Here is a 21,751-nt window from a genome sequence, read left to right as displayed (position 1 = left end):
GCACGTCAGAGGGAGGCGAGCAGGTGGTCGCGGCGCTTGGCGAGCAGCTCGGGCGACGCCGTGGCGGAGCCGGGGCCCGGGACCTCGGTGCGCAGCCGGCGGTGCACCACCGCGTGCGGGACGCCGCTGCGCGCGGCCACCTGGCCGACGAGGCGGTTGACCTCCCGGCGCAGACCCGCGGTGCTGCGCCACGAGGCCTCCTCGGGCTCCTCCGGGGCGTCCTCGACCGGGGCGTCCGCCCAGAGGTCCTCGTCCTGCGGCCCGCGGGAGGAGGCGATGCGGCGGCGGGTCTCGTCGTCGCGGCTGGCCAGCAGCGCGGCGGTCTGCTCGGGCGTCAGCAGGCCGGGGATGCCGAGGAAGTCCTCCTCCTCGGCGCCGACGGGGGCCATCGGCTCGGCGACGACCGCGCGCCCGCCGTGCAGGACGTGGGCGAACTGGGCGTCGGCCTCGAGCGACTCGTGCTCGCCCGCCCCGCTCGCCTCGCGCTCCGGCGGCGGCAGCAGGTCGAGCGCGTCGTCGGGCGCCTCGGCGGGCGCGGGCACGACGTGCTCGCGCTCGCTCTCGAGCTCGGCCGCGAGCGCCAGCAGGGGCCGCACCGCCGGCAGGAAGACGGTGGCGGACTCCCGCGGGGAGCGGGAGCGGACCACGCGGCCGACGGCCTGGGCGAAGAAGAGCGGCGTGCGGTAGCTCGTCATCCACGCCAGGCACGCCGCGCGCGGCACGTCGACGCCCTCGGAGACCATGCGCACGCAGACGGCCATGCGCTGGGTCCCCGCGGCGAAGTCCTCGATCTTCTTCGAGGCCTTCGGGTCGTCGGAGAGGATCAGCACGGGCGCCGTCCCCGTCACCCGCTTCACGACGTCGGCGTAGGCCCGCGCGTCGTCCTGGTCGCTGGCGAGGACCAGGCCCCCCGCGTCGGGCATGCCGCTCTCGCGCAGGTGGGAGATGCGGTCGTCCATGGCGGCGATGACGTGGGGGACCCAGCCGCCGCGCGGGTCGAGCGCCGTCTTCCACGCCGCGGCCTCGACCGAGCGCGTGCCGGGCTCGGACAGCGACGCGGCGACCACCTCGCCGGCGCTGTTGCGCCAGCGCGAGGTGCCCGTGTACGCCGCGAAGACCACGGGGCGCACGACGGCGTCCGCCAGCGCCTCGCGGTAGCCGTAGGTGTAGTCCGCCCGGCTGCGCAGCTCGCCCCCGCCGACGTCCTCGTAGTGGACGAAGGGGATGCGCTCCCCCGGCTTGGTCCGGAACGGGGTGCCCGTCAGGGACAGGCGGCGGCGCGCCCCCTCGAAGGCCTGCGCGCAGGCGTCGCCCCAGGACAGGCCGTCCCCGGCGTGGTGGACCTCGTCGAGGACGACGAGGGTGCGCTTGGCCGTCGAGCGCGCCGCGTGCAGCGCCGGCTTGCCGGCCACCTGCGCGTAGGTCGTCACGTAGCCCTGGGCGCCCGCCGGCACCGGGCCGACGCTGTTGGGCAGCGACGGGTCGAGCACGACGCCCGCGCGGTCGGCGGCGTCGGCCCACTGGGTGCGCAGGTGGTCGGTCGGGCAGACGACGACGACGCGGTCGACGACGCGGCGCTCGAGCAGCCGCGAGGCCAGGGCGAGCGCGAAGGTCGTCTTGCCGGCGCCCGGCGTGGCCGTGACGAGGAAGTCCTCGCGGCCGGGCTCGGCGTCGTAGAGGTCCAGCGCGGCGCTCTGCCAGGCGCGCAGGGCGCGCGCGGGCGTGCTGGCGCGGCGCTGCGCCCCCTGGGCGGGCACGGCGCGGGAGGTGCGGGTGCTCACGCGGCCGGCGCGCCCCCGGCCGGGGTCGGGGTCGGGGCGCTCACTGCTGGCCGCCGCCGGAGCCGCTGCCGGAGCCGCCGCCCTGGCCGCCGCCGCTGCCCGGGCCGCCGTCGGCGGGCTCGCGCAGGCCCTCGTAGATCTCCTTGCACGCGGGGCAGACGGGGAACTTCTTCGGGTCGCGGCCGGGCACCCAGACCTTGCCGCACAGCGCGGTGACGGGCTCGCCCGACATCGCCGACGTCATGATCTTCTCCTTGCGCACGTAGTGCGCGAAGCGCTCGTGGTCCCCGGGCTCGGAGAGCTGCGGCTGCTCGACGAGCTCGCGCTCGAGGACCGACGTCGTCGAGCGCGAGGGCTCCGTGGACGGGCCGCTGGGGGGCTCGGGCGAGGAGGTGCTCATGGTCGCCGATCGTACGTCGACCGGCGGCCGGGCGCGGCGCCCCACCGCCCGCCCCGGGAGCCCGCCGGCCCCGCGGCGGGTCAGTTGAGGGCGACGTCCTCGGGGAAGCTGGCCAGCAGCGCGAGCCGGCCCGGCTGGCGCCGCAGGACGGCCGCCCAGAGGTCCTCGGGGCGCGGGGTGACCGCGTCGGAGGGCTCGGCGTCCAGCACCATCCAGGAGCCGTCGGCGACCTCGCCCTCGAGCTGCCCGGGGCTCCAGCCCGCGTAGCCCGCGAAGATCCGCAGCCCCGAGGCGGAGCGCGAGACCTCCTCGGGCTCGGCGTCCAGGTCCACGAGCCCCAGCGCGCCGATGATCCGGCGCACCCCGGCGGGCTCGGGCGCGTCCCCGGGGACCACGACGAGGCCGAGCGCGGAGTCCAGGGCCACCGGCCCGCCGCGGAAGAGGCGGGCGGGCTCGGTGACGTGCGCCTGCCACGGCGGCAGCACGGCGTCCACGCGCACCGGCAGGGGGCGGTTGACCACCACGCCCAGCGCCCCCGAGCCGTCGTGGTCGAGCACGAGGACGACGGCGCGCCGGAACTCCCCCTCCGAGAGCGCGGGGGCGGCCACCAGCAGGCGCCCCACGTACCGCTCGTCCGCCACGGGCCCCATCCTCACCCGCCCCGGCGAGCGCTCGCCCGGCGGCCCGCGCGGGGGGCGCCGGGGGTCAGAGCTGGCCGCCGGCGACCGCCCCGGCGGAGGACCCGACGTCCTCCCCCGCCCCGGCCGCGGCCTCGGTGGCCGCGACCACGGGCGAGGGCTCCTCCCCGGCGCCGGCCGCGCGCGCCGCCGCCTCGACGGCGTCCGCCACCACGGTGGCGACGTCGGGGTGGAAGACGCTGGGGACGATGTAGGCCGCGTTCAGCTCGTCGTCGCCCACGACCGCCGCCAGCGCGCGGGCCGCAGCCAGCAGCATGGCCTCGTCGATGGAGTGCGACTGCGCGTCGAGGAGCCCCCGGAAGACGCCGGGGAAGGCCAGCACGTTGTTGATCTGGTTCGCGAAGTCGCTGCGCCCGGTGGCCACGACCGCGGCGTGCGCCGCGGCGGCGGTCGGGTCGACCTCCGGGACGGGGTTGGCCAGGGCGAAGACCACGGAGTCGGGCGCCATCGTCGCGATGTCGTCGCCGGTGAGGATGTTCGGCGCGCTGACGCCGATGAAGACGTCCGCGCCCGCCATCGCGTCCTTGAGGGTGCCCGTCAGCCCGCGCGGGTTCGTGTTCTCCGCCGTCCACCGGGACGAGGGGTGCAGGCCCGGACGGCCCGAGTGCACGACGCCGTCGATGTCGGCCACGACGACGTCGCGGGCCCCCGCGGCCAGCAGCAGCTTGAGCACCGCCGTGCCCGCCGCGCCCGCGCCGGACATGACGACGCGGACCTCCCCCAGCTCCTTGCCGACGACCTTGAGGGCGTTGAGCAGCGCCGCGGTGCAGACGATGGCGGTGCCGTGCTGGTCGTCGTGGAAGACGGGGATGTCCAGCTCCTCGCGCAGCCGGTCCTCGATCTCGAAGCACCGCGGCGCGGCGATGTCCTCGAGGTTGATGCCCGCGAAGACCGGCGCGATGGCCTTGACCGCGGTGATGATCTCCTCGGTGTCGGTCGTGTCGAGGCAGATCGGGAACGCGTCGATGCCGCCGAAGCGCTTGAACAGGGCCGCCTTGCCCTCCATCACCGGCAGCGCGGCCAGCGGGCCGATGTCGCCGAGGCCCAGGACCGCGGTGCCGTCCGTGACGACGGCGACCGTGTTGCGCTTGATGGTCAGCCGCCGGGCGTCCGCGGGCTCCTTCGCGATCGCCTCGCAGACCCGGGCGACGCCGGGGGTGTAGATGAGCGAGAGGTCGTCGCGCGTGCGGATCGGCATCTTCGGCTCGACGGAGATCTTGCCGCCGAGGTGGGCCAGGAAGGTCCGGTCGGAGACGCGGCCGATGTCGACGCCGTCGAGCGCGCGGAGGTTCTCGACGATCTCCTCGGCGTGGTCGGTGCCGCGGGTCGCGCAGGTGACGTCGACGCGCACCCGCCCGGCGCCCGACGCGGTGACGTCCAGCGCCGTGACGATGCCCTGCCCGCTCTCGATCGCCGAGGTGAGCTCGCTGACGGCCGTGGGGCGGGCCGGCAGCTCGAGGCGGACGGTGATCGAGTACGACACGCTGGGTGCGGCAGGCATGGCGGCATCCTGCCGCACGGCCGCCGTCCGGGCCCTGGTGCGACACCGGGTCCCCGGCGCCGCGCCTCAGCGGTCGCGCCGGACCGCGGCCAGGAGCTCGGGCGCCCGGTGGTCCAGCAGCGCTCCCCCGCGCCGCACCCCCTCGCGCAGCGCGAGGACGCCCAGCCCCGCGCCCGCGGCGAGCGCCAGCGGCCCCAGCCACGGCTGCAGCGGCGTGAGCGCGCCGAGGAGCACGGCCGGCAGGGCGAGCAGGCCGGTCAGCAGGAAGGTCAGGAGCTGGGCGACCGATCCCGGGAGGGCGGCGCCGCTCGGCTGGGAGAAGGGGCTCTCCCCGGCGGCCTGGGCGGGGTAGGGCCGCACCGCGCTGACCACCGCGGAGACGGCGGTGCCCGCGAGCAGCAGCCCCAGCGCGGCGCCCAGCGCCCCGGCGAGCCGCGCCAGCCCCTCGGGGGCGAGGGCGGCGCCGCCCGCGGCGAGGACGACGCCGACCACCGTGGTGCCCGCGACCACGGGCACGGCCCACAGCAGGAGGGCCGCGCTGCGCCCGGCCCGGTCGTCGACCCCGCGGACCCCGGCCGCCAGGTGCGACCAGAAGGCGGGCCCGTCCAGGGCCACGTCGTTGTGCAGGGCGGCCCCGAGGACGAGCCCGGTGGCCGGGCCGAGGCACCACAGGAAGACCTCGGGGAGGCTCCCGAGCACGGCGAGCAGGGCCAGGACGAGCGGCATCACCAGCGAGCTGGCGGCGGCGACGACGTAGCGGGGGTCGCGCCGCCAGTACCGCAGGCACCGGGACGCGACGGCCCAGCGGACGCCCTCCGGCAGCCGCGAGGCCGACGAGCGGTGGCGGCGCGCCGGCCGCCCCGCCGAGGAGGGGCCCGGCGACTCCAGGCGCCGGGCCAGCACCGCGGCCCAGGCCAGCACGAGGGCGGCGAGCGCCGCGGCGGCGAGCGCGAGGCGGGTGAGCGCGGTGGCCCACGCGCCCGCCGCGGCGTCGGCCGGCGCGGCCCAGGCGAGGCCGAGCGGCGTCCACGCGACGACGTCCAGGGCGCGCCCGGCTCCCTCCAGGTCCAGGGCCGGCAGCAGCTCGCCGACGGAGGCGAGCACGGGCCCGAGCAGCGCGAGCGCGAGGACGCCGACCACGGCCGTGGCCTCGCGCGCGCGGCGGTGGGAGAGCACCCCGGCCGCCGCCGACGTCACCAGGCGCCCCAGCGCGACGGCCGTCAGGACGCCGAGGACGCCGCCGAGGGCCGCGACGAGCGCGAGCGCGGGCGCCGCCGGGCCGCGCAGCCAGGCGAGGGCCGTCCCGACGCCGACGAGCAGGCTGAGCACGCCGGGGACGCCCACCAGGGCGCCGAGCAGCAGCCCGACCGCGAGGGTGCGCGGGGGCACCGACAGCGTCGCGAAGCGCGCCGGGTCCAGCGACGGGTCGACGCCGAAGGCCAGCACCGGGACGAGCGTCCAGCCGACGACGAGCAGCGTCCCGCCGACCACCACGACCGCGCGCGCCACCTCCACGGGGGCCCCGGACAGGGCCGCGAGGCCGGTCAGCGCGCCCGCGACGAGGCCGAGGCCCCAGAGGCCGCCGAGCACCAGGACGACGACGCGCCAGGTGTCGCGGCGCAGGGCGCCCCGCCACAGGGCCAGGCGCAGCCTCAGGAGGACCGCAACCACGCGAGTCCCTCCCCCAGGTGGCTCGTCCCGCCGGCCAGCTCGACGAAGCGCTCCTCGAGCGTGCCGCCGCCCCGCACCTCCTCCAGCGTCCCCTCGGCCAGCACCCGGCCGCCGGCGACGACGACGACGCGGTCGCACAGGCGCTCGACGAGCTCCATGACGTGGCTCGAGAGCACGACCGTCCCCCCGCCCGCGCGGAAGCGGGCGAGGACCTCGCGGATGGCGGCGGCCGAGACGGGGTCGACCGCCTCGAACGGCTCGTCGAGCACGAGCAGCCGGGGAGCGTGGACGAGGGCGCACGCCAGGGCGACCTTCTTCGTCATCCCGGCGGAGTAGTCCACGACGAGCTCCTCGCCCTGGGCGGCGAGCCCGAGGACCGCCAGCAGCTCGTCGGCGCGCGCGGACGCGACGTCGCGCCGCAGCCCGTGCAGCTGCCCGGTCGTGCGCACGAGCTCGCGCCCCGAGAGGCGGTCGAACAGGCGCAGGCCGTCGGGCAGGACGCCCACGAGCCGCTTGGCGGCCACCGGGTCGGACCACACGTCGCGCCCCAGCACGCGGGCGGTGCCGCCGTCCGGGCGCAGCAGGCCGGTCGCCATCGACAGGGTCGTCGTCTTGCCCGCGCCGTTGGGCCCGACGAGCCCGGTGACCGAGCCGACGGGCACCACGAGGTCCACCCCGTCGACCGCCGTGCGGCCCCCGAAGCGCTTGACGAGCCGTCGCAGCTCCAGGGCGGGTCCGCCCGTCTGCTCCGCTGCACCGCTCTCCCCCACGGCCGAGGACGCTAGCGCCGCTCGCCGGACGCAGGGGTGAGGTGCTCCCGAGCGGACGGGGCCGGGAGCGCGGCAGGCACGTCAGGCCGGCGCCCGGAACCCCGCGGCACCGGCCCCCCGGGCGCCGAGCCAGTGCCGGAGCGCACCCGGCCCCGTCCGCGGACGCGACGACGCCCCGGTCGCAGGACTCAGGCGCGCGCGTACTGCGGCGGGCGCGCCACCTGACCGCCCAGCTCGCGCGCGGCGCGCTGCGGCCAGCGGGGGTCGCGCAGCAGCTCGCGGGCCAGCAGCACGACGTCGGCCTGGCCCTGCGCGACGACCTGCGCGGCCTGCGCCGGGTCGGTGATCATGCCGACGGCCCCGGTGGCGACGCCGGCGCCGCGGCGCACCGCCTCGGCGTGGGGCACCTGGTAGCCCGGTGCCACGGGGATGCTGGCCGCGGGCGAGTTGCCGCCCGTGGAGACGTCGACGAGGTCGACGCCGTGCTCGCGCAGCCACCCCGACACCGTGACGACCTCGTCCAGCTGCAGGCCGCCGTCGGTCCAGTCCGTCGCCGAGACGCGCACGACGACGGGCTTGCCCTGCGGCCAGACGGCCCGGACGGCGTCGACGACCTCGAGCAGCAGGCGCGCGCGCCCGGCGAGGTCGCCGCCGTGGGAGTCCTCGCGCCGGTTGGACAGCGGGGACAGGAACTGGTGCAGCAGGTACCCGTGCGCGGCGTGCACCTCGACGACGTCGAAGCCCGCCTCGTCGGCGCGCCGCGCGGCGGCCGCGAAGTCCTCCACCACCCGGCGCAGGCCCTCGGCGTCCAGCGCGCGGGGCTCGGCGTAGCGGCCGAAGGCCTCGGCGCTCGGCCCGACGGTCTCCCAGCCGCCCTCGGCGGCGGGCACGCTCCCCGTCCCGGCGGCCTCGAACGGCCGGTAGGTCGAGGCCTTGCGGCCCGCGTGCGCCAGCTGGACGCCCGCGCGCGAGCCCTGCGCGTGGAGGAAGGCGACGACGCGCGCCCAGGCCCGCGCCTGCTCGTCGGTCCAGATGCCGGCGTCCTCGGGGGAGATCCGCCCCTCGGGGCTGACCGCGGCGGCCTCGGTGAGCACGAGCCCGGCGCCGCCGAGGGCGAAGGAGCCCAGGTGCACGAGGTGCCAGTCGTGGACGAGGCCGGGCGCACCCACCGGGTCGCAGGAGTACTGGCACATCGGCGAGACCCAGATCCGGTTCGGGATCTCGACGTCGCGCAGCTGGAGGGGGTCGAAGAGCGTGGTCACACCGGCCCAACCCGCCGCCCGCGCCCCCGCTTCCCGCGCGGGCACCACCCCTGCTCCTCACGCGGGCAGCAGTGCGGCGCGGCCCCAGGACGCGCACCCGGCCACCGAGGCGCGCGTCCGCGGCGCCGCCGAGAACAGGGACGTACGTCCCTCTTGTCCGGACCGGCCGCTCGGGAGCAGGATGCGCCGGCAGCAGCGCCCGCCCGCTCGGGCGGGGCGGTCGAGGACGACCACGACGGAGGAGCCATGACGGCGCACCGGGAGCACGCACGCGTCGGACCCGTCCTGCGGGCGGTGGCGGCCCCGGTCCTCGCGCTGGGCCTCGTCACGGCTCCCGCGGCCGCGGCGCCGGCCGCCGGGTCGGCGGACGAGCCGCAGGTGCGCCTGGAGGTGGTCTCCAGCCGGCCGGACGCCGTCACCGGCGGTGAGGCGCTCGTGCGCGTCGACCTCCCGCCGGGGGTGCGGCCGCGCTCGCTCGAGGTGCGCCGGGACGGGGAGGACGTCACCGCCGAGTTCCAGCGCTCGCGCAGCGGCGGGCTGCTCGCCCTGATCGACGGCCTGGAGCCCGGCCGGCACGTCCTCGAGGCGTCGGCGACGCGCGCGGCGACGGCGCACCTGGACGTGCTCGCCCACCCGAGCACCGGGCCGGTCCTCTCCGGGCCGCACGAGGAGCCCTTCGCCTGCGAGACCGAGGAGTTCCGGACGGTCGCGGGCGACCGCCTCGGGGCGCCGCTCGACGAGGACTGCACGGTGGCGACCCGCGTCGACTGGGTCTACCGGACCACCGCCGGGCAGTTCGCGCCCCTGCCGAGCACGCGGAGGCTGCCCGCGGACGTCGCGACGACGACGACGCTGGACGGCGCCGACGTCCCCTACGTCGTGCGGGTGCAGACGGGCACCGCCAACCGCGGCGTCTACGAGATCGCGGCGCTCGACGACCCGCGCGACGGTCGGGACCCGAGCCCGCTCCGCGCGGACCCGGGGTGGACCGGCCGGGCCGTCTACACGCTCGGGGGCGGCTGCCGCGGCGGCTGGTACCGGCAGGGGTCGTCCACGGGCGGGGTCCTCGTCGACGAGATGCTCTCGCGCGGCATGGCCGTGGTGTCGAGCTCGCTCAACGTCTTCGGCCACAACTGCAACGACCTGCTCACCTCCGAGACCATCAGCCTGACCAAGGAGGTGCTCGTCGAGACCCACGGGGAGCTGCGCTACCTCGTGGGCTGGGGGTGCTCCGGCGGCAGCTACCAGGCGCTGCAGGCCGCCGACGCCTACCCGGGCCTGCTCGACGGCGTCGTCGTCGGGTGCACCTTCCCCGAGGTCGGCCAGGCGACCTCGCAGAAGCTGGCCGACGCGAGGCTGCTCGACCACTACGCCCGCACCACCGCGCCCGGGGCCCTGTCCGGCGAGCAGCTGCGAGCGGTCTCCGGCTTCGGCGTCCTGGAGGCGGTGGCGTCCCAGAGCGCCGGCGCCGCGCGCCTCGACCCCGACGCCGAGTTCGACGCCTCGGTCCCGCCGGAGGCGCGCTACGACGCCGAGACCAACCCCGGCGGCGCCCGCGCGACCGTCTGGGACCACGCGCGCAACGCCTACGGCGTCGACCCCGCCACCGGCTTCGCCCGCCGCCCGCTGGACAACGTCGGGGTCCAGTACGGCCTGGGGGCGCTGGCCGACGGGACCCTCACGACGGCGCAGTTCCTCGACCTCAACGAGCGCGTCGGCGGCCTCGACGTCGACGGCCGGGTCGTGCCCGAGCGGATGCGCGCGGACCCGGCCGCGCGCGAGGCCGCCTACCGGACGGGCCGGGTCCTCGACGGGGGCGCCGGTCTCGCGCAGGTGCCGATCATCGACTACCGGGCCTACACCGACGACCTCCCCTCCGGCGACATCCACATGCGCTACCACTCGTTCTCGCTGCGCGAGCGGCTCCTCGAGGCGAACGGCGACGCGGACAACCTCGTGATGCTCGTGGAGGACGACACCTACGGGCTGTTCGACCTGCGCAGCCCGCTGCTGCAGGAGTCGCTGCTCGCCATGGACGAGTGGCTCCTGGCCGTGGCGGCGGACCGCAGCGGGAGGGACCCCCACGACGTCGTCGTGGAGGCGAGGCCGGACGGCCTCGTCGACGCCTGCGTCGCGCCCGACGGCCGCCGCCTGGAGGAGGAGCAGCGCTACCGCGAGGGCGCGTGCGACGAGCTCTTCCCCTCCTACGCCTCGCCGCGGATCGTCGCGGGCGGTCCGCTGGCGAGCGACGTCGTGACCTGCGCGCTGCGCGAGCCGGCGCGGGAGGAGTACCCGGCGATGGACGACGCCGCCTGGGCGCGGCTGCAGGAGGTCTTCCCCGACGGCGTGTGCGACTGGTCCTCCCCGGGCGCGGGCGAGGTCGGCCTGGACGCCCCGTGGCTGCGCTTCACGGCCCCGGGGGTGTGGGCGCCCCTGTCGGCGACGGGCGCCGGCCGCTAGCTGGAGGCCGCGGCGGACGGCGCCTCCTCCTGCCCGCCGGGCATCGGGTGGTCCACGCCGCCGTGGGGCCAGCGCCAGCCGCTGATCTCGGTCGGGTCCTCGCCGTGGAGGTAGGCGAACTCGCGGGCGCGCCGGCGGGCGTCCAGCAGCCGCTGGCGCAGGGCCGCGTACCGGGGCGCCATGCCGGGCACGTGGTCGAGGACGTCGACGGCCAGCTGGAAGCGGTCCATCCGGTTCGCGGAGACCATGTCGAAGGGGGTGGTCGTGGTGCCCTCCTCGATGAAGCCCCGCACGTGGAAGCTCGCGTGGTTCGCCCGCTCGTACGTGAGGCGGTGCACGAGCGCCGGGTAGCCGTGGAAGGCGAAGACGACCGGCTTGTCCTTCGTGAAGACCGTCTCGAACTCGGTGTCGGACAGCCCGTGCGGGTGCTCGCGGTCGCTCTGCAGCCGCATGAGGTCGACGACGTTGACGAAGCGCACCCGCACCTCGGGCAGGTGCGTGCGCACGAGGTCGACGGCGGCGAGCGCCTCCAGGGTCGGCACGTCCCCGGCCGCGGCGACGACGACGTCGGGCTCGCGCCCCTCGTCGTCGCTCGCCCAGTCCCAGATCCCGAGCCCGCGGGCGCAGTGCTCGACCGCCTCCTGCACCGGCAGGTAGTCGTGGACCATCTGCTTCCCGGCGACGACCACGTTGATGTAGTGCCGGCTGCGCAGGCAGTGGTCCATCGTCGACAGCAGCGTGTTGGCGTCCGGCGGCAGGTAGATCCGCGTGATCTCCGCCTTCTTGGTGGCCACGTGGTCGAGGAAGCCCGGGTCCTGGTGGGAGAAGCCGTTGTGGTCCTGTCGCCACACGTGGCTGGAGAGCAGGTAGTTCAGCGAGGGCAGCGGCTCCCGCCACGGCAGCTGCCGCGTCACCTTCAGCCACTTGGCGTGCTGGTTGACCATCGAGTCGACGATGTGGACGAAGGCCTCGTAGCTCGTGAGCACGCCGTGGCGCCCGGTGAGCAGGTAGCCCTCCAGCCACCCCTGGACGAGGTGCTCGGACAGGACCTCCATCACCCGGCCCGAGGGGCGCATCCGGTCGTCGTCGGGGTGCCCCTCCTCGGCCCACGCGCGTCCCACGGCCTCGACGACGGCCTGCAGCCGGTTGCTGGCCACCTCGTCGGGACCGAAGAGGCGGAAGGTCGTCGTGTTGTCCAGGGCCACCCGGGCGAGCCAGTCCCCCAGCACCGTCGTCGGGGAGTGCATCGTCTCGCCCGGGCCGCGGACCTCCACCGCGTGGTCGCGGAAGTCGGTCAGGCGCAGCGGCCGCGAGACCGACCCGCCGTTGGTGCGCGGGTTGGCGCTCATGCGGCGCTCCGGCCGCGGCACGAGGTCCAGCAGGTCCTGCTGCGGCGTCCCGTCCTCCGTGAAGAGCTCCTCGGGGCGGTAGGAGCGCATCCACTCCTCGAGCCGGCGGCGGGCGTCGTCGTCGCCGCGCACCTCCGAGATGGGCACCTGGTGGGAGCGCCAGGTCCCCTCGACGCGCTTCCCGCCCTCCTCGGCCGGCCCGGTCCAGCCCTTCGGGGTCCGCAGCACGAGCAGCGGCCAGCGGGGCACGTCGGCCGCGTCCTCGACCTCCCCGGTGGGCGCGCCCTCCCGCCGGGCGCGGGCCTGGATGGCGGCGATGCCGTCGAGGCACTCGTCGAGCGCGGCGGCCAGGCGGCGGTGGACGTCGGCGGGGCCCTCCCCCTCCAGCGGCCCCTCGACGACGACGGGCGCGTAGCCGCGGCCGCCGAGGTGGGCCACGAGGTCGGCGTCCGAGAGCCGCGCCAGCGTGGTCGGGTTGGCGATCTTCCAGCCGTTCAGGTGCAGGACCGGCAGCACGGCTCCGTCGCGGGCGGCGTCGACGAAGGCGACGGACTGCCAGGAGCCGGCGAGCGGACCGGTCTCGGCCTCCCCGTCGCCGATGACGCAGAAGACGACGAGGTCGGGGTCGTCGAAGGCCGCGCCGTGCGCGTGGGAGAGGGAGTAGCCGAGCTCGCCGCCCTCGTGGATCGACCCGGGCACGTCGGCGGCGACGTGGCTGGGGATGCCGCCGGGGAAGCTGAACTGGCGGAACAGCTTCCCCATCCCCGCCAGGTCGCGCGTGACGTCGGGGTAGACGTCGGTCCACGTGCCCTCGAGCCAGGTGCTGGCCACGACCGCCGGGCCGCCGTGCCCGGGCCCGGTGACGAACAGCGCCTCGAGGTCGCGCTCGCGGATGCAGCGGTTGGCGTGCGCCCACAGCAGGTTCAGCCCCGGGGTCGTGCCCCAGTGGCCCAGCAGCCGCGGCTTGGTGCTCTCCGCGGCCAGCGGCCGGCTCAGCAGCGGGTCGTCGCCCATGAGGTAGATCTGCCCGACCGCCAGGTAGTTGGCCGCCCGCCACCAGCGGTCCAGCCCCTCCACCTCGGCGTCGTCCAGCACCCGGCCCGTCGTCCCGCGCTCCGCCATGGGCCCAGGGTGGCGCCGCACGCCCCCCGCCGCCCGCTCACCACGGCGGGCCGCCGAGCGCCCACCGGGCAGCCCCCGCGCGCCGCTCGTACCGTCGAGAGCGCCGGGAGCCCGCACCTGCAGGGCTCCCGGGACCCACCACCGGAGGTACCAGCTGTGCGAGCACTCGTCTACAACGGCCCCAAGGACGTCTCGGTCGTCGACGTCCCCGACGCGAGGGTCGAGGTCCCGACGGACGCCGTCGTGAGGATCACGACCACGAACATCTGCGGGTCCGACCTGCACATGTACGAGGGCCGGACCGACATCGAGACCGGCCGGATCTTCGGCCACGAGAACATGGGCGTGGTCGAGGAGGTCGGCTCCGGCGTCACGCGCCTGAAGAAGGGCGACCGCGTCTCCCTGCCCTTCAACATCGCCTGCGGCCACTGCCGCAACTGCATGCGGGGCCGGACGGCCTTCTGCCTCGAGACCAACCCCGGCACCGCCGGGGCGGCCTTCGGCTTCGCCGACATGGGCCCCTACCAGGGCGGCCAGGCCGAGCTCCTGCGGGTGCCCTTCGCCGACTTCAACGCGCTCCACCTGCCCGAGGGCACCGAGCACGAGGCCGACTTCACGATGCTGTCGGATGTCTTCCCGACCGGTTGGCACGGCGTGCAGCTGTCCGGCATGGAGCCCGGCGACTCGGTCGTCGTCATGGGCGCCGGCCCCGTCGGCCTCATGGCCGCCCTGTCGGCCCAGGTCCGCGGCGCCAGCGCGGTCTACGTCGTCGACCGCGCCCCCGACCGGCTCGCGCTGGCCGAGAAGATGGGTGCGGTGGCCGTGGACGACAGCAAGGGCGACCCGGTCGAGCAGATCATGGAGCTCACCGACGGCGTCGGCACCGACCGCGGCGTCGAGGCGGTCGGCTGGCAGGCGCACGACCACACCGGCGCCGAGAAGCCGGGCACGACGATCGAGACGCTCGTGCAGTCGGTCCGTGCGACCGGCGGCATCGGCGTCGTGGGCGTCTTCGTGCCGCAGGACCCGGGCGCTGCCACGGAGGAGGCGAAGGAGGGGCGCTTCGCCTTCCCCTACGGCGACTTCTGGTTCAAGGGCCTGTCGATGGCCACCGGCCAGGCCAACGTCAAGGCCTACAACCGCCAGCTGCGCGACCTGATCATCGCCGGCAAGGCCTCCCCCGGCAGCATCGTCAGCCACGACCTGGCCCTCGACGAGGCGCCGGACGCCTACCGGAACTTCGACGACCGCACCGACGGGTGGACCAAGGTCCTCCTGCACCCCTGACCCGCAGCCCGTCGCCGGGCGTCCCCCGTCCGCGGTGCGGACGCCCGGCACGCGCCGGACAGCGGTGTGCCCCACCCTGTCCCCGTGACCTCACCTCCCGCCACGCGTGACGACGACACCCGCCTCAAGCGCGGTGTGACCGGACCCCTGCTCCTGCTGTTCATCCTCGGCGACGTCCTGGGCGCGGGGGTGTACGCCCTCGTCGGCGTGATCGGGGAGCAGGTCGGGGGCGCCGTGTGGATCCCCCTGCTCGTGGCGCTGGGCATGTCGCTGCTGACGGCGGCGTCCTACGCCGAGCTCGTCACCAAGTACCCGCGCGCCGGCGGGGCGGCCGTCTTCGCCCAGCGCGCTTACGGCCGGCCCTTCATCTCCTTCCTCGTGGGCTGGTCGATGCTCGCGGCGGGCGTCACCAGCGCCGCGGGGCTGGCCATCGCCTTCGGGGGGGACTACCTGAGCCCGTTCCTCGACGCGCCGCCCGTGCTGGTGGCCGTGGTCTTCCTCGCCCTGATCGCGGCCCTCAACGCCCGCGGCATCAAGGAGTCGCTGGGCGCCAACGTCGGCATGACCGTCGTCGAGGTCGGCGGCCTGGTGCTCGTCGTCGTCCTCGGCGCCGTCGTGCTCGGGCGCGGGGACGGCGACCTCGGTCGCGCGCTCGAGCTGCGGCCCGACGTCTCGCCCTGGGCCGCCGTGCTCGGCGCGGCGCTGCTCGCCTTCTACTCCTTCGTCGGCTTCGAGACCTCCGCCAACCTCGCCGAGGAGGTCCGCGACGTCCGGCGCACGTACCCCCGGGCGCTCTTCGGGTCGCTGCTGATCGCCGGCGTCGTCTACGTCCTCGTCGCGCTCGCCGCCGTGACGGTCCTGCCCTCGGACGAGCTCGCCAGCACCAGCGGCCCGCTCCTGGCCGTCGTGGACGCCGCCGACGCGGGCGTGCCGTCCTGGCTCTTCGGCCTCATCGCCCTGATCGCCGTCGCCAACGGGGCGCTGCTCACGATGATCATGGCGAGCCGGCTCGTGTACGGCATGGCCCGGGAGGGCCTCCTGCCCGCCGTGCTCGGCCGCACGCTGCCCAACCGCCAGACCCCGTGGGCGGCCATCGTCGTGACGACCGCCCTGGCGATGGGGCTGGCCCTGGTCGGCAGCCTCGAGACCCTCGCCAGCACGGTGGTGCTGCTGCTCCTCGTCGTCTTCACCAGCACGAACCTCGCCGTCCTCGTCCTGCGGGAGGACGAGGTGGCGCACGACCACTTCCGCGCCCCTCGCGCGCTGCCCGTCCTCGCCCTCGTCTCCTGCGCCGTCCTCTTCGCGCAGCAGCCGCTCGAGAACTGGCTCATCGGCGGCCTGCTGCTCGGAGTCGGCGCGGTGGTGCACCTGCTCACCCGCTCCCGCAGCGAGCGGACGGCGAGGACCTCGTGAGCCGCTCGGCCGTGCTCACCGCCGTCGGGGTCGTCCTCGTGCTGCTCGGGGTGCTGTTCACCCTGCAGGGCGTCGGGGTCGTGGGCGGCAGCCCGATGACCGGGAGCTCGTTCTGGGCCACCGCCGGGCCGATCATCGCGCTCGTGGGCCTCTACCTCGTGGTCCTCCGGAAGGTCGGGCGGCGCCGCTAGCGTCGAGCGCGTGGACGTCCCGCCCCCGCACCGCTACCGGTCCTCCGACGAGGACGGCGCGCGCTGGGGCGCGGTCCCTCTGCGCCCGGGCGACGTCGTCGTGAGCACCCGCTCCAAGCACGGGACCACCTGGGTGCAGGCGGTCTGCCTGCACCTCCTGCACGGACCGGGGCCCCTGCCGAGCCCGCTGCCCGTCCTCGCGCCGTGGGTCGACCACCTCGTGGAGCCCCTCGAGGAGCTGGCGGCGCGGCTCGCGGCGCAGGAGCACCGACGCGTGCTGAAGACGCACAGCCCGCTCGACGGGGTCCCGCTCGTCGAGGGCGTCACCTACGTCGTCGCCGCGCGCCACCCGCTCGACGCCGCCGTCTCCCTGTTCCACCAGGGGGCCAACCTCGACCGGGCCGCGCTCGCGCGGCTCACCGGCGCCCCTCCCGCCCCGCCGCGGGCCCGACCGGCGCTGGAGGACTGGCTCGCGCGCTGGGTCGAGGACGACCCCGACCCGCGCGAGGCCCTGGACTCCCTCCCCGGCGTCGCGCACCACCTGCGCGACGCCCGGGGCCGGCGCGGCGGTCCGCACGACGTCGTCCTCGTGCACTACGCGGACCTGCTCGCCGACCTGCCCGGCCAGGTCCGGCGCCTCGCCGAGCACCTGGGCCTGGCCGCGTCCGACGAGCGCGTCGCCGCCGTGGCGGCGGCGACGACGTTCGCCGCGATGCGCGGGCGCGCCGACGAGCTGGCCCCCGACGCCGGTGTCCTGCTCGACCGCCGGGCCTTCTTCCGCGGCGGGCGGTCGGGCGACGGCGACCGGGTCGCCCCATCCGGAGTGCGCGAGCGCTACGCCGAGCGCGCCCGGGACCTCTTCCCGGACGACCTCTCCGCCTGGCTCCACCGCTGACCCGCTGACCCGCCGGCCCATCACGGGCGAGTCGTCGCCCGTCCGCCCTCCTCAGCGCCGCGGAGGGACGGGGTGGCGCTCCAGGTCCGCCGCCGCGACGACGTCGTCGTGCTCCTCGCGGGCCTGCGCCAGCAGCGGCCCGACGTCGGGGTAGCGCGAGGAGAAGTGGGTGAGCACGAGCCGCCGCGCGCCCGCCTCCCGGGCGAGCCGGCCCGCCTGCCGCGCGGTGAGGTGGCCGTACGGCGCCGCGAGGTGCTCCTCGGCGTCGGCGAAGGTGGCCTCGCACAGCAGCAGGTCGGCCCCGGCCGCCGCGCGCAGCGCCCCCTCGCACCAGCGCGTGTCCTCGACCACGGCCACCACCTGCCCGCGACGCGGCGCGCTCACGTCCTCCAGGTGCACGACGCCGCCCGGCACCTCCAGCCGCCCCTCGCGCTGCAGCGCGCCCACGGCGGGGCCGGTGACCCCGCGGTCGGCGAGGGCGGCCGGCAGCATCCGCCGACCGTCCGGCTCGACCAGCCGGTAGCCGCACGCCGGGACGCGGTGGTCCAGGGCCACGGCGTGCAGGACGGCGCCCCCGACGCGCAGCAGGCTTCCGTCCGGCCCGCGCACCGGGCCGTCGCCGTCCACGGGGCACGGGACGGCGAGCGCGCCCGCGTGCGCCGCCGCGCCGAGCAGGTGCGCGACGAGCGGGGCGGCCGGCGCCGGGAAGACGAGCGGCACCGGCGTCGTCGCGCCGTCCATCGCCCGCCGCTGCAGGACGCCGGGCAGGCCGAGCACGTGGTCGCCGTGCTCGTGCGTCAGGGCGATGACGTCGACGTCGGAGGCCGAGACGCCCGCGAGCAGCATCTGCCGCTGCGTCCCCTCCCCCGGGTCGACGAGCAGGCCCTCGCCGTCCCAGCGCAGCAGGTGCCCGGAGTGGCCGCGCGTCCGCGTCGGCACCGCCGACGACGTCCCGAGGACGACGAGCTCGCGGGCCGGCACGGCGCCGACGCTAGGCGAGCGACGCGTCCCGCGCACGGTCCGCGGGCGTCCTGGGCGCCTTGCGCGGTACGCCTGCCGCGGGCACCCCCCACCTGGGAGGCTCGCGGGCGGACGGGAGCGGGGGGTCGGGTGGGCGAGGCGATCAGGGGCTCGGCGGGCGGGACGCCTCCGGGCGAGCTGTCTGCGGGCGGACGGGCGCGCACGGCGTCTCCCGCGCACGTCGTGCTCGTCGTCGTCGTCCTCGTCGGCCTCCCGACGGCCGTCGTGCTGGGCCTCGTCGGCGGTGTGCTCGCGGTCCGGGGGATGGCCCTGCTCACCGTCGTCGGGATGGCGATGGTCGTCGCGTGCGCCGGCGCGCTGGCCGTGACCCGCCGCCGGCGCCGCGCCGCGGCGACGGCCCTCGTCCTGGCGGTGGGCACCTGGGCGGCAGCCGCCGTGCTGGCCGTCTTCGAGGAGGAGCCCCCCACCGCGCTGCCCACCGAGCACGAGTGGCTCTTCGTGGCGTCGCTGCTGGCCTTCGCCGCCACCGTCCGGCTCGACGTGGTCGCCCCGCCCGACGTGCGGACCTCCCCCACCCACCGCCTCCGCTGGTGGTCCGTGCTCGTCGCCGAGACCGTGGTCGTGGTCGGCGGCGTCACGAGCGCCGTGGGCGGCCTGCTCGCCAACCCGCTCGTCACCGGCCACCTCTCGCCGCGCGTCGCCGTGGGCGCCGTCTACCCCGCGGTCTGGGCAGCGCTGGTCGTCCTCGTGCTCGTGCAGGTCCGGCGAGCGGGAGCACGACCCTCCGCGGGGACGTGGCTGGTCGCCGCGGGGCTCGGGGCCCTGGCGGTGCTCGACGCCCTGCTCGTGTCGGGCTGGCTCGAGGGGGACGTCGTCGTCGCCCTCCACCACACCGCGTACGGCGTCGCCCTGGCGACGGTCGTGAGCGGCTTCGCCGCGACGAGGACCCCGCTCGTGACGGGCGACCGGTGGCGCTCACGCACCCCCGTCGTGGCCGCCGCCGTGGCGGCCCTGGCCCTGCTCGTCGTCCGGCCCGCCCTCCCCGGCCCGGCGGGTCCCCTCCTCGCCGGTGCGGCGGTCACGACGCTCGGTGCGGCCGTGCTCCTGCTCACCCTCGCGCTGGGACAGGCCCGCGAGGCCGCCGACGCCCACCGGCTCGCGCGCACCGACGAGCTCACGGGCCTGCTCAACCGGCGCGGGCTGCGGGAGGCGCTGTGCACCCGTGGCGGGCACGGCGACACGGCCGAGCTCCTCCTGCTGGACCTCGACGGCTTCAAGCTCGTCAACGACCGGCACGGCCACCACGCCGGTGACCACGTGCTCGTCGCCGTGGGCCAGCGGTTGTGCGCCGTCCTCGGCGAGGACGCCGTCGTCTCCAGGCTCGGTGGTGACGAGTTCGCCGCTGTCCTCCCCTCCGGACGCGACGACGCGGACCCGTCCGACCTCGTCGAGGCCCTCGCGCGCGCGCTGCGCGCCCCGGTCCGCCTGCCGGACGGGCGGTCGGTCGTCGTGGGCGCCTCGATCGGCCTGGCACCCGTCACGGGGAGGACCGACGACGCGGTCGACGGCGCGCTGAGGGCAGCCGACCGGGCCATGTACGCCCGCAAGCAGGGGCGGCTCCGCGCACCGGTCGCCCTCCCCCCGCCGGCCGCGCCCGCACGCCCGGCCGCGGGGAGGTCAGCCGGCGAGCTGCACCGGTGATCGGCGTGGTCCACCACCGCGCCTGCGGGCCGAGGGGCTCCGCGCCCCGGTCCCGGTGGGCTCAGCCGCCGTCCGAGCCCGGCGGCAGGACGCCCGCGGCGAGGCGCCGCCGCTCCGACTCCGCCCGCGCCGCCGCCAGGTCGCCGGCGGAGCGCAGCAGGTGGGTGAGGCTGCCCGCGCTGTCGGCCCGGGCGGCGCGGGCGAGCTCGTCGAGCAGCTCCTGGAGGGCGCCTCCGCGCTCGCCGTGGTGGACGAGCCGCGCGACGTCGTTGACCGTGCTGCGGACGTCGCGCAGCAGCTCCGGGGCCTCGCGGACCAGGTAGCCGAGCAGGAGGACGACGTCGACGGGCAGCCGCACGAGGACCACCAGCGCGCGCAGCAGGTCCAGCGGCAGGCGGACCACCTCGACGAGGGTCGCCACCAGCCCGAGCCGCGTCCGGGGCGGGGCGCCGGACGGGCCGTACGGGTCGTCCGCGGTGGTCCTGTCGTCGGCGGTGGTCGTGTCGTCGGCCATCGGGTGCTCCTCGTGCCCTCGGGTCCGCCCACCGGGACGGGAGGCGCACCCTGCCTACCGCACGGGCGCCCGCCGCACGAGGTGGGCGCACGACGAGAGGCCCACCCCTGGTGGGGTGGGCCTCTCGGTGTCGCACGGGCCGCCGCCTCGCAGCGGTGGCCCCAGGGGTGGAGGTGCCGGGAATCGAACCCGGGTCCGTCGTCGCATCACCAGGGCTTCTCCGGGTGCAGCCTGCTCGGGAGTTTCTCGGCCCCAGCGATCGCGCAGGCGCGCCGCTGACCCAGGCCCAGCCATCTGGATGTCGGAGCGGCCCCGATGGCGAGGACCGCACCCAGTGGCTCTCTAGCTGACGCCGGTTACTGAGTCGAGAGCACTCTCAGACCGACGGACCTCTACTCCTCGCTCAGGCGGCGAGGGCGAAGTCGGTGCGCTTGGAATCGGCACCTATAGGTTTGCAAGGAGCATCAACGAGTTGACCTTGCATCCTCGACCCGCTTCCCCTGGTTCAGAGAACGACGTCGAAACCTGTCACCCCCCTGTGGAGTTGTCCCCGGCCGCCCGCCGCTCTCGCGCCGCGCCACCGGTCCAGCCGGACCCGGTCCCCCGGGTGCCCGCTGGGCTCTCCGACTGTACTGCGCACAACGGCTCCCGGTCACCCCGGATTCCCGGCCACCACCCGGGCAGCCCTCGGCGACGCCGGGCCGGCGGGGGCGACGTAGCGTCGGAGGATGAGCCCCGCACCGAGCCGCCAGTGGTCCCTCGCCGCCCGCCCCCAGGGCGAGCCCGCCCGCACCGACGTCCGCCTCGACGAGGTGCAGGTCCCGGACCCGGGGCCGGGCGAGGTGCGCGTGCGCAACACGTGGCTGTCCGTCGACCCCTACATGCGCGGCCGGATGGACGACCGGCCCTCCTACGTGCCGCCGTTCGCGATCGGCGAGCCGATGACGGGCGGCGCCGTCGGCGTGGTCGAGCTGGTGGGCGACGGCGTCGAGGGCGTCTCCGAGGGCGACGTCGTCCTCCACGACCGCGGCTGGCGCGAGCGCGCCGTGCTGCCCGCCGGCGCCGTCCGGGTCGTCGACGCCGACCTCGCCCCGGCGCAGGCGTACCTCGGGGTCCTCGGCACGACGGGCCTGACCGCCTACGTCGGCGTCCTGGACGTCGCGCAGATGCGGGAGGGCGACGTCGTGCTCGTCTCGGGGGCGGCGGGCGCCGTCGGGTCCGTGGCCGGTCAGGTGGCGCGGCTCAAGGGCGCCGGCGCGGTCGTCGGCACCGCCGGCGGGGAGGAGAAGGTGCGCTGGCTGCTCGCCGAGGCCGGCTTCACCGACGCCGCGGACCACCGCAGCGCCGGGGCAGGCGAGCTGCTGGGCCGCCTGCTGCCCGAGGGCGCCGACGTCTACTTCGACAACGTCGGCGGGCCGATGCTCGAGGCCGCCCTCCCCCGCATGCGCGACCACGGGCGCGTCGCCCTGTGCGGGGCGATCTCCGGCTACAACGCGACGTCGGCACCGGCGGGCCCGCGCACGCTGGGCGTCGCCATCGGCAAGCGGCTGCGCCTGGAGGGCTTCATCGTCACCGACCACCTCGAGCGCACCGAGGAGTTCACCCGCGAGATGGCGGGCTGGCTCGCGCGGGGCGAGCTGGTGCACCGCGAGACCGTGACCGACGGCGTCGAGAGCGCGTTCGAGGCGTTCCTCGGCGTCCTGTCCGGCGCCAACACGGGCAAGATGCTCGTCCGCCTGGCCCCGGACGCCTGAG

Annotated in this window: 17 protein-coding genes and 1 other RNA gene; 7 read left to right on the top strand and 11 right to left on the bottom strand. The window is 76.7% G+C overall.

Features of this window, described 5'->3' with window-relative positions:
- Positions 1–5: 5 nt before the first annotated feature.
- The 7 genes from Q0848_RS01110 to Q0848_RS01080 all read right to left on the bottom strand — a co-directional run bounded on the left by Q0848_RS01110 (position 6) and on the right by Q0848_RS01080 (position 8,083).
- Entirely contained in the window at positions 6–1,781 is a 1,776-nt protein-coding gene (locus tag Q0848_RS01110; protein ID WP_299033567.1) for a DEAD/DEAH box helicase, read from the bottom strand.
- A gap of 40 nt (positions 1,782–1,821) precedes the next feature.
- On the bottom strand, positions 1,822–2,181 hold the full coding sequence (locus Q0848_RS01105) for a DUF3039 domain-containing protein (RefSeq protein ID WP_299033565.1): 360 nt from the start codon (positions 2,179–2,181) through the stop codon (positions 1,822–1,824).
- A gap of 80 nt (positions 2,182–2,261) precedes the next feature.
- Positions 2,262–2,831, bottom strand: a complete 570-nt coding sequence (locus Q0848_RS01100) for a YqgE/AlgH family protein (RefSeq protein WP_366146344.1) — start codon at positions 2,829–2,831, stop codon at positions 2,262–2,264.
- Positions 2,832–2,886: 55 nt separating this feature from the next.
- Positions 2,887–4,380: an NAD-dependent malic enzyme gene (locus tag Q0848_RS01095; protein WP_299033559.1), complete on the bottom strand. Its 1,494-nt coding sequence runs from the start codon at positions 4,378–4,380 to the stop codon at positions 2,887–2,889.
- Between the two features lie 66 nt (positions 4,381–4,446).
- Positions 4,447–6,051, bottom strand: a complete 1,605-nt coding sequence (locus tag Q0848_RS01090; protein ID WP_299033556.1) for a hypothetical protein — start codon at positions 6,049–6,051, stop codon at positions 4,447–4,449.
- Entirely contained in the window at positions 6,033–6,821 is a 789-nt protein-coding gene (locus Q0848_RS01085) for an ABC transporter ATP-binding protein (protein WP_299033553.1), read from the bottom strand. The genes Q0848_RS01090 and Q0848_RS01085 overlap by 19 nt, the downstream gene beginning before the upstream one ends.
- A gap of 188 nt (positions 6,822–7,009) precedes the next feature.
- Entirely contained in the window at positions 7,010–8,083 is a 1,074-nt protein-coding gene (locus Q0848_RS01080; protein ID WP_299033550.1) for an NADH:flavin oxidoreductase/NADH oxidase, read from the bottom strand.
- 246 nt (positions 8,084–8,329) lie between these two features.
- On the opposite strand from Q0848_RS01080, the gene Q0848_RS01075 reads away from it, so the two are divergent.
- Complete coding sequence (locus Q0848_RS01075; RefSeq protein WP_299033547.1) at positions 8,330–10,543, top strand: DUF6351 family protein; 2,214 nt, start codon at positions 8,330–8,332, stop codon at positions 10,541–10,543.
- Here the strand turns inward: Q0848_RS01075 and Q0848_RS01070 are convergent.
- Positions 10,540–13,014 carry a phosphoketolase gene (locus tag Q0848_RS01070; protein ID WP_299033544.1) on the bottom strand — a complete coding sequence of 825 codons (2,475 nt, stop codon included), beginning with the start codon at positions 13,012–13,014 and terminating at the stop codon, positions 10,540–10,542. The genes Q0848_RS01075 and Q0848_RS01070 overlap by 4 nt on opposite strands.
- Positions 13,015–13,170: 156 nt before the next feature.
- On the opposite strand from Q0848_RS01070, the gene Q0848_RS01065 reads away from it, so the two are divergent.
- The 4 genes from Q0848_RS01065 to Q0848_RS01050 all read left to right on the top strand — a co-directional run bounded on the left by Q0848_RS01065 (position 13,171) and on the right by Q0848_RS01050 (position 16,800).
- Positions 13,171–14,301, top strand: a complete 1,131-nt coding sequence (locus tag Q0848_RS01065; RefSeq protein ID WP_299033542.1) for a glutathione-independent formaldehyde dehydrogenase — start codon at positions 13,171–13,173, stop codon at positions 14,299–14,301.
- Positions 14,302–14,385: 84 nt separating this feature from the next.
- The gene (locus Q0848_RS01060; protein WP_299033539.1) at positions 14,386–15,714 is read left to right on the top strand and encodes an APC family permease; all 1,329 of its coding nucleotides are present in this window, start codon (positions 14,386–14,388) and stop codon (positions 15,712–15,714) included.
- Entirely contained in the window at positions 15,711–15,905 is a 195-nt protein-coding gene (locus Q0848_RS01055; RefSeq protein WP_299033536.1) for a hypothetical protein, read from the top strand. The genes Q0848_RS01060 and Q0848_RS01055 overlap by 4 nt, the downstream gene beginning before the upstream one ends.
- A 10-nt stretch (positions 15,906–15,915) precedes the next feature.
- Positions 15,916–16,800 (top strand): sulfotransferase domain-containing protein, encoded by an 885-nt coding sequence (locus Q0848_RS01050; protein WP_299033534.1) that lies wholly within the window; start codon positions 15,916–15,918, stop codon positions 16,798–16,800.
- A 51-nt stretch (positions 16,801–16,851) separates the two neighbouring features.
- Here Q0848_RS01050 and Q0848_RS01045 read toward each other — a convergent pair whose 3' ends face one another.
- Positions 16,852–17,781: a ribonuclease Z gene (locus tag Q0848_RS01045; RefSeq protein WP_299033532.1), complete on the bottom strand. Its 930-nt coding sequence runs from the start codon at positions 17,779–17,781 to the stop codon at positions 16,852–16,854.
- 129 nt (positions 17,782–17,910) lie between these two features.
- Here Q0848_RS01045 and Q0848_RS01040 point away from each other — a divergent pair, with 129 nt between their 5' ends.
- On the top strand, positions 17,911–19,482 hold the full coding sequence (locus tag Q0848_RS01040; protein WP_299033530.1) for a GGDEF domain-containing protein: 1,572 nt from the start codon (positions 17,911–17,913) through the stop codon (positions 19,480–19,482).
- A gap of 61 nt (positions 19,483–19,543) precedes the next feature.
- Here the strand turns inward: Q0848_RS01040 and Q0848_RS01035 are convergent, their stop codons facing one another.
- On the bottom strand, positions 19,544–19,996 hold the full coding sequence (locus Q0848_RS01035) for a hypothetical protein (RefSeq protein WP_299033528.1): 453 nt from the start codon (positions 19,994–19,996) through the stop codon (positions 19,544–19,546).
- 165 nt (positions 19,997–20,161) lie between these two features.
- Positions 20,162–20,532: a transfer-messenger RNA gene (gene ssrA, locus Q0848_RS01030) on the bottom strand.
- A gap of 192 nt (positions 20,533–20,724) precedes the next feature.
- Here ssrA and Q0848_RS01025 point away from each other — a divergent pair.
- Complete coding sequence (locus Q0848_RS01025; protein WP_299033526.1) at positions 20,725–21,750, top strand: NADP-dependent oxidoreductase; 1,026 nt, start codon at positions 20,725–20,727, stop codon at positions 21,748–21,750.
- Position 21,751: the final 1 nt, after the last annotated feature.

Source organism: uncultured Pseudokineococcus sp. (assembly GCF_947495735.1).
GTDB lineage: Bacteria > Actinomycetota > Actinomycetes > Actinomycetales > Quadrisphaeraceae > Pseudokineococcus.
Note: the sequence above shows the minus strand (reverse complement) of the source record. Positions and strands in the feature narration are given on the sequence as shown.

Coding starts and splice junctions, on each gene's coding strand:
- Q0848_RS01100 (WP_366146344.1), bottom strand. CDS start 2,831: ATGGGGCCCGTGGCGGACGAGCGGTACGTGGGGCGCCTGCTGGTGGCC.
- Q0848_RS01035 (WP_299033528.1), bottom strand. CDS start 19,996: ATGGCCGACGACACGACCACCGCCGACGACAGGACCACCGCGGACGAC.
- Q0848_RS01025 (WP_299033526.1), top strand. CDS start 20,725: ATGAGCCCCGCACCGAGCCGCCAGTGGTCCCTCGCCGCCCGCCCCCAG.
- Q0848_RS01105 (WP_299033565.1), bottom strand. CDS start 2,181: ATGAGCACCTCCTCGCCCGAGCCCCCCAGCGGCCCGTCCACGGAGCCC.
- Q0848_RS01095 (WP_299033559.1), bottom strand. CDS start 4,380: ATGCCTGCCGCACCCAGCGTGTCGTACTCGATCACCGTCCGCCTCGAG.
- Q0848_RS01070 (WP_299033544.1), bottom strand. CDS start 13,014: ATGGCGGAGCGCGGGACGACGGGCCGGGTGCTGGACGACGCCGAGGTG.
- Q0848_RS01075 (WP_299033547.1), top strand. CDS start 8,330: ATGACGGCGCACCGGGAGCACGCACGCGTCGGACCCGTCCTGCGGGCG.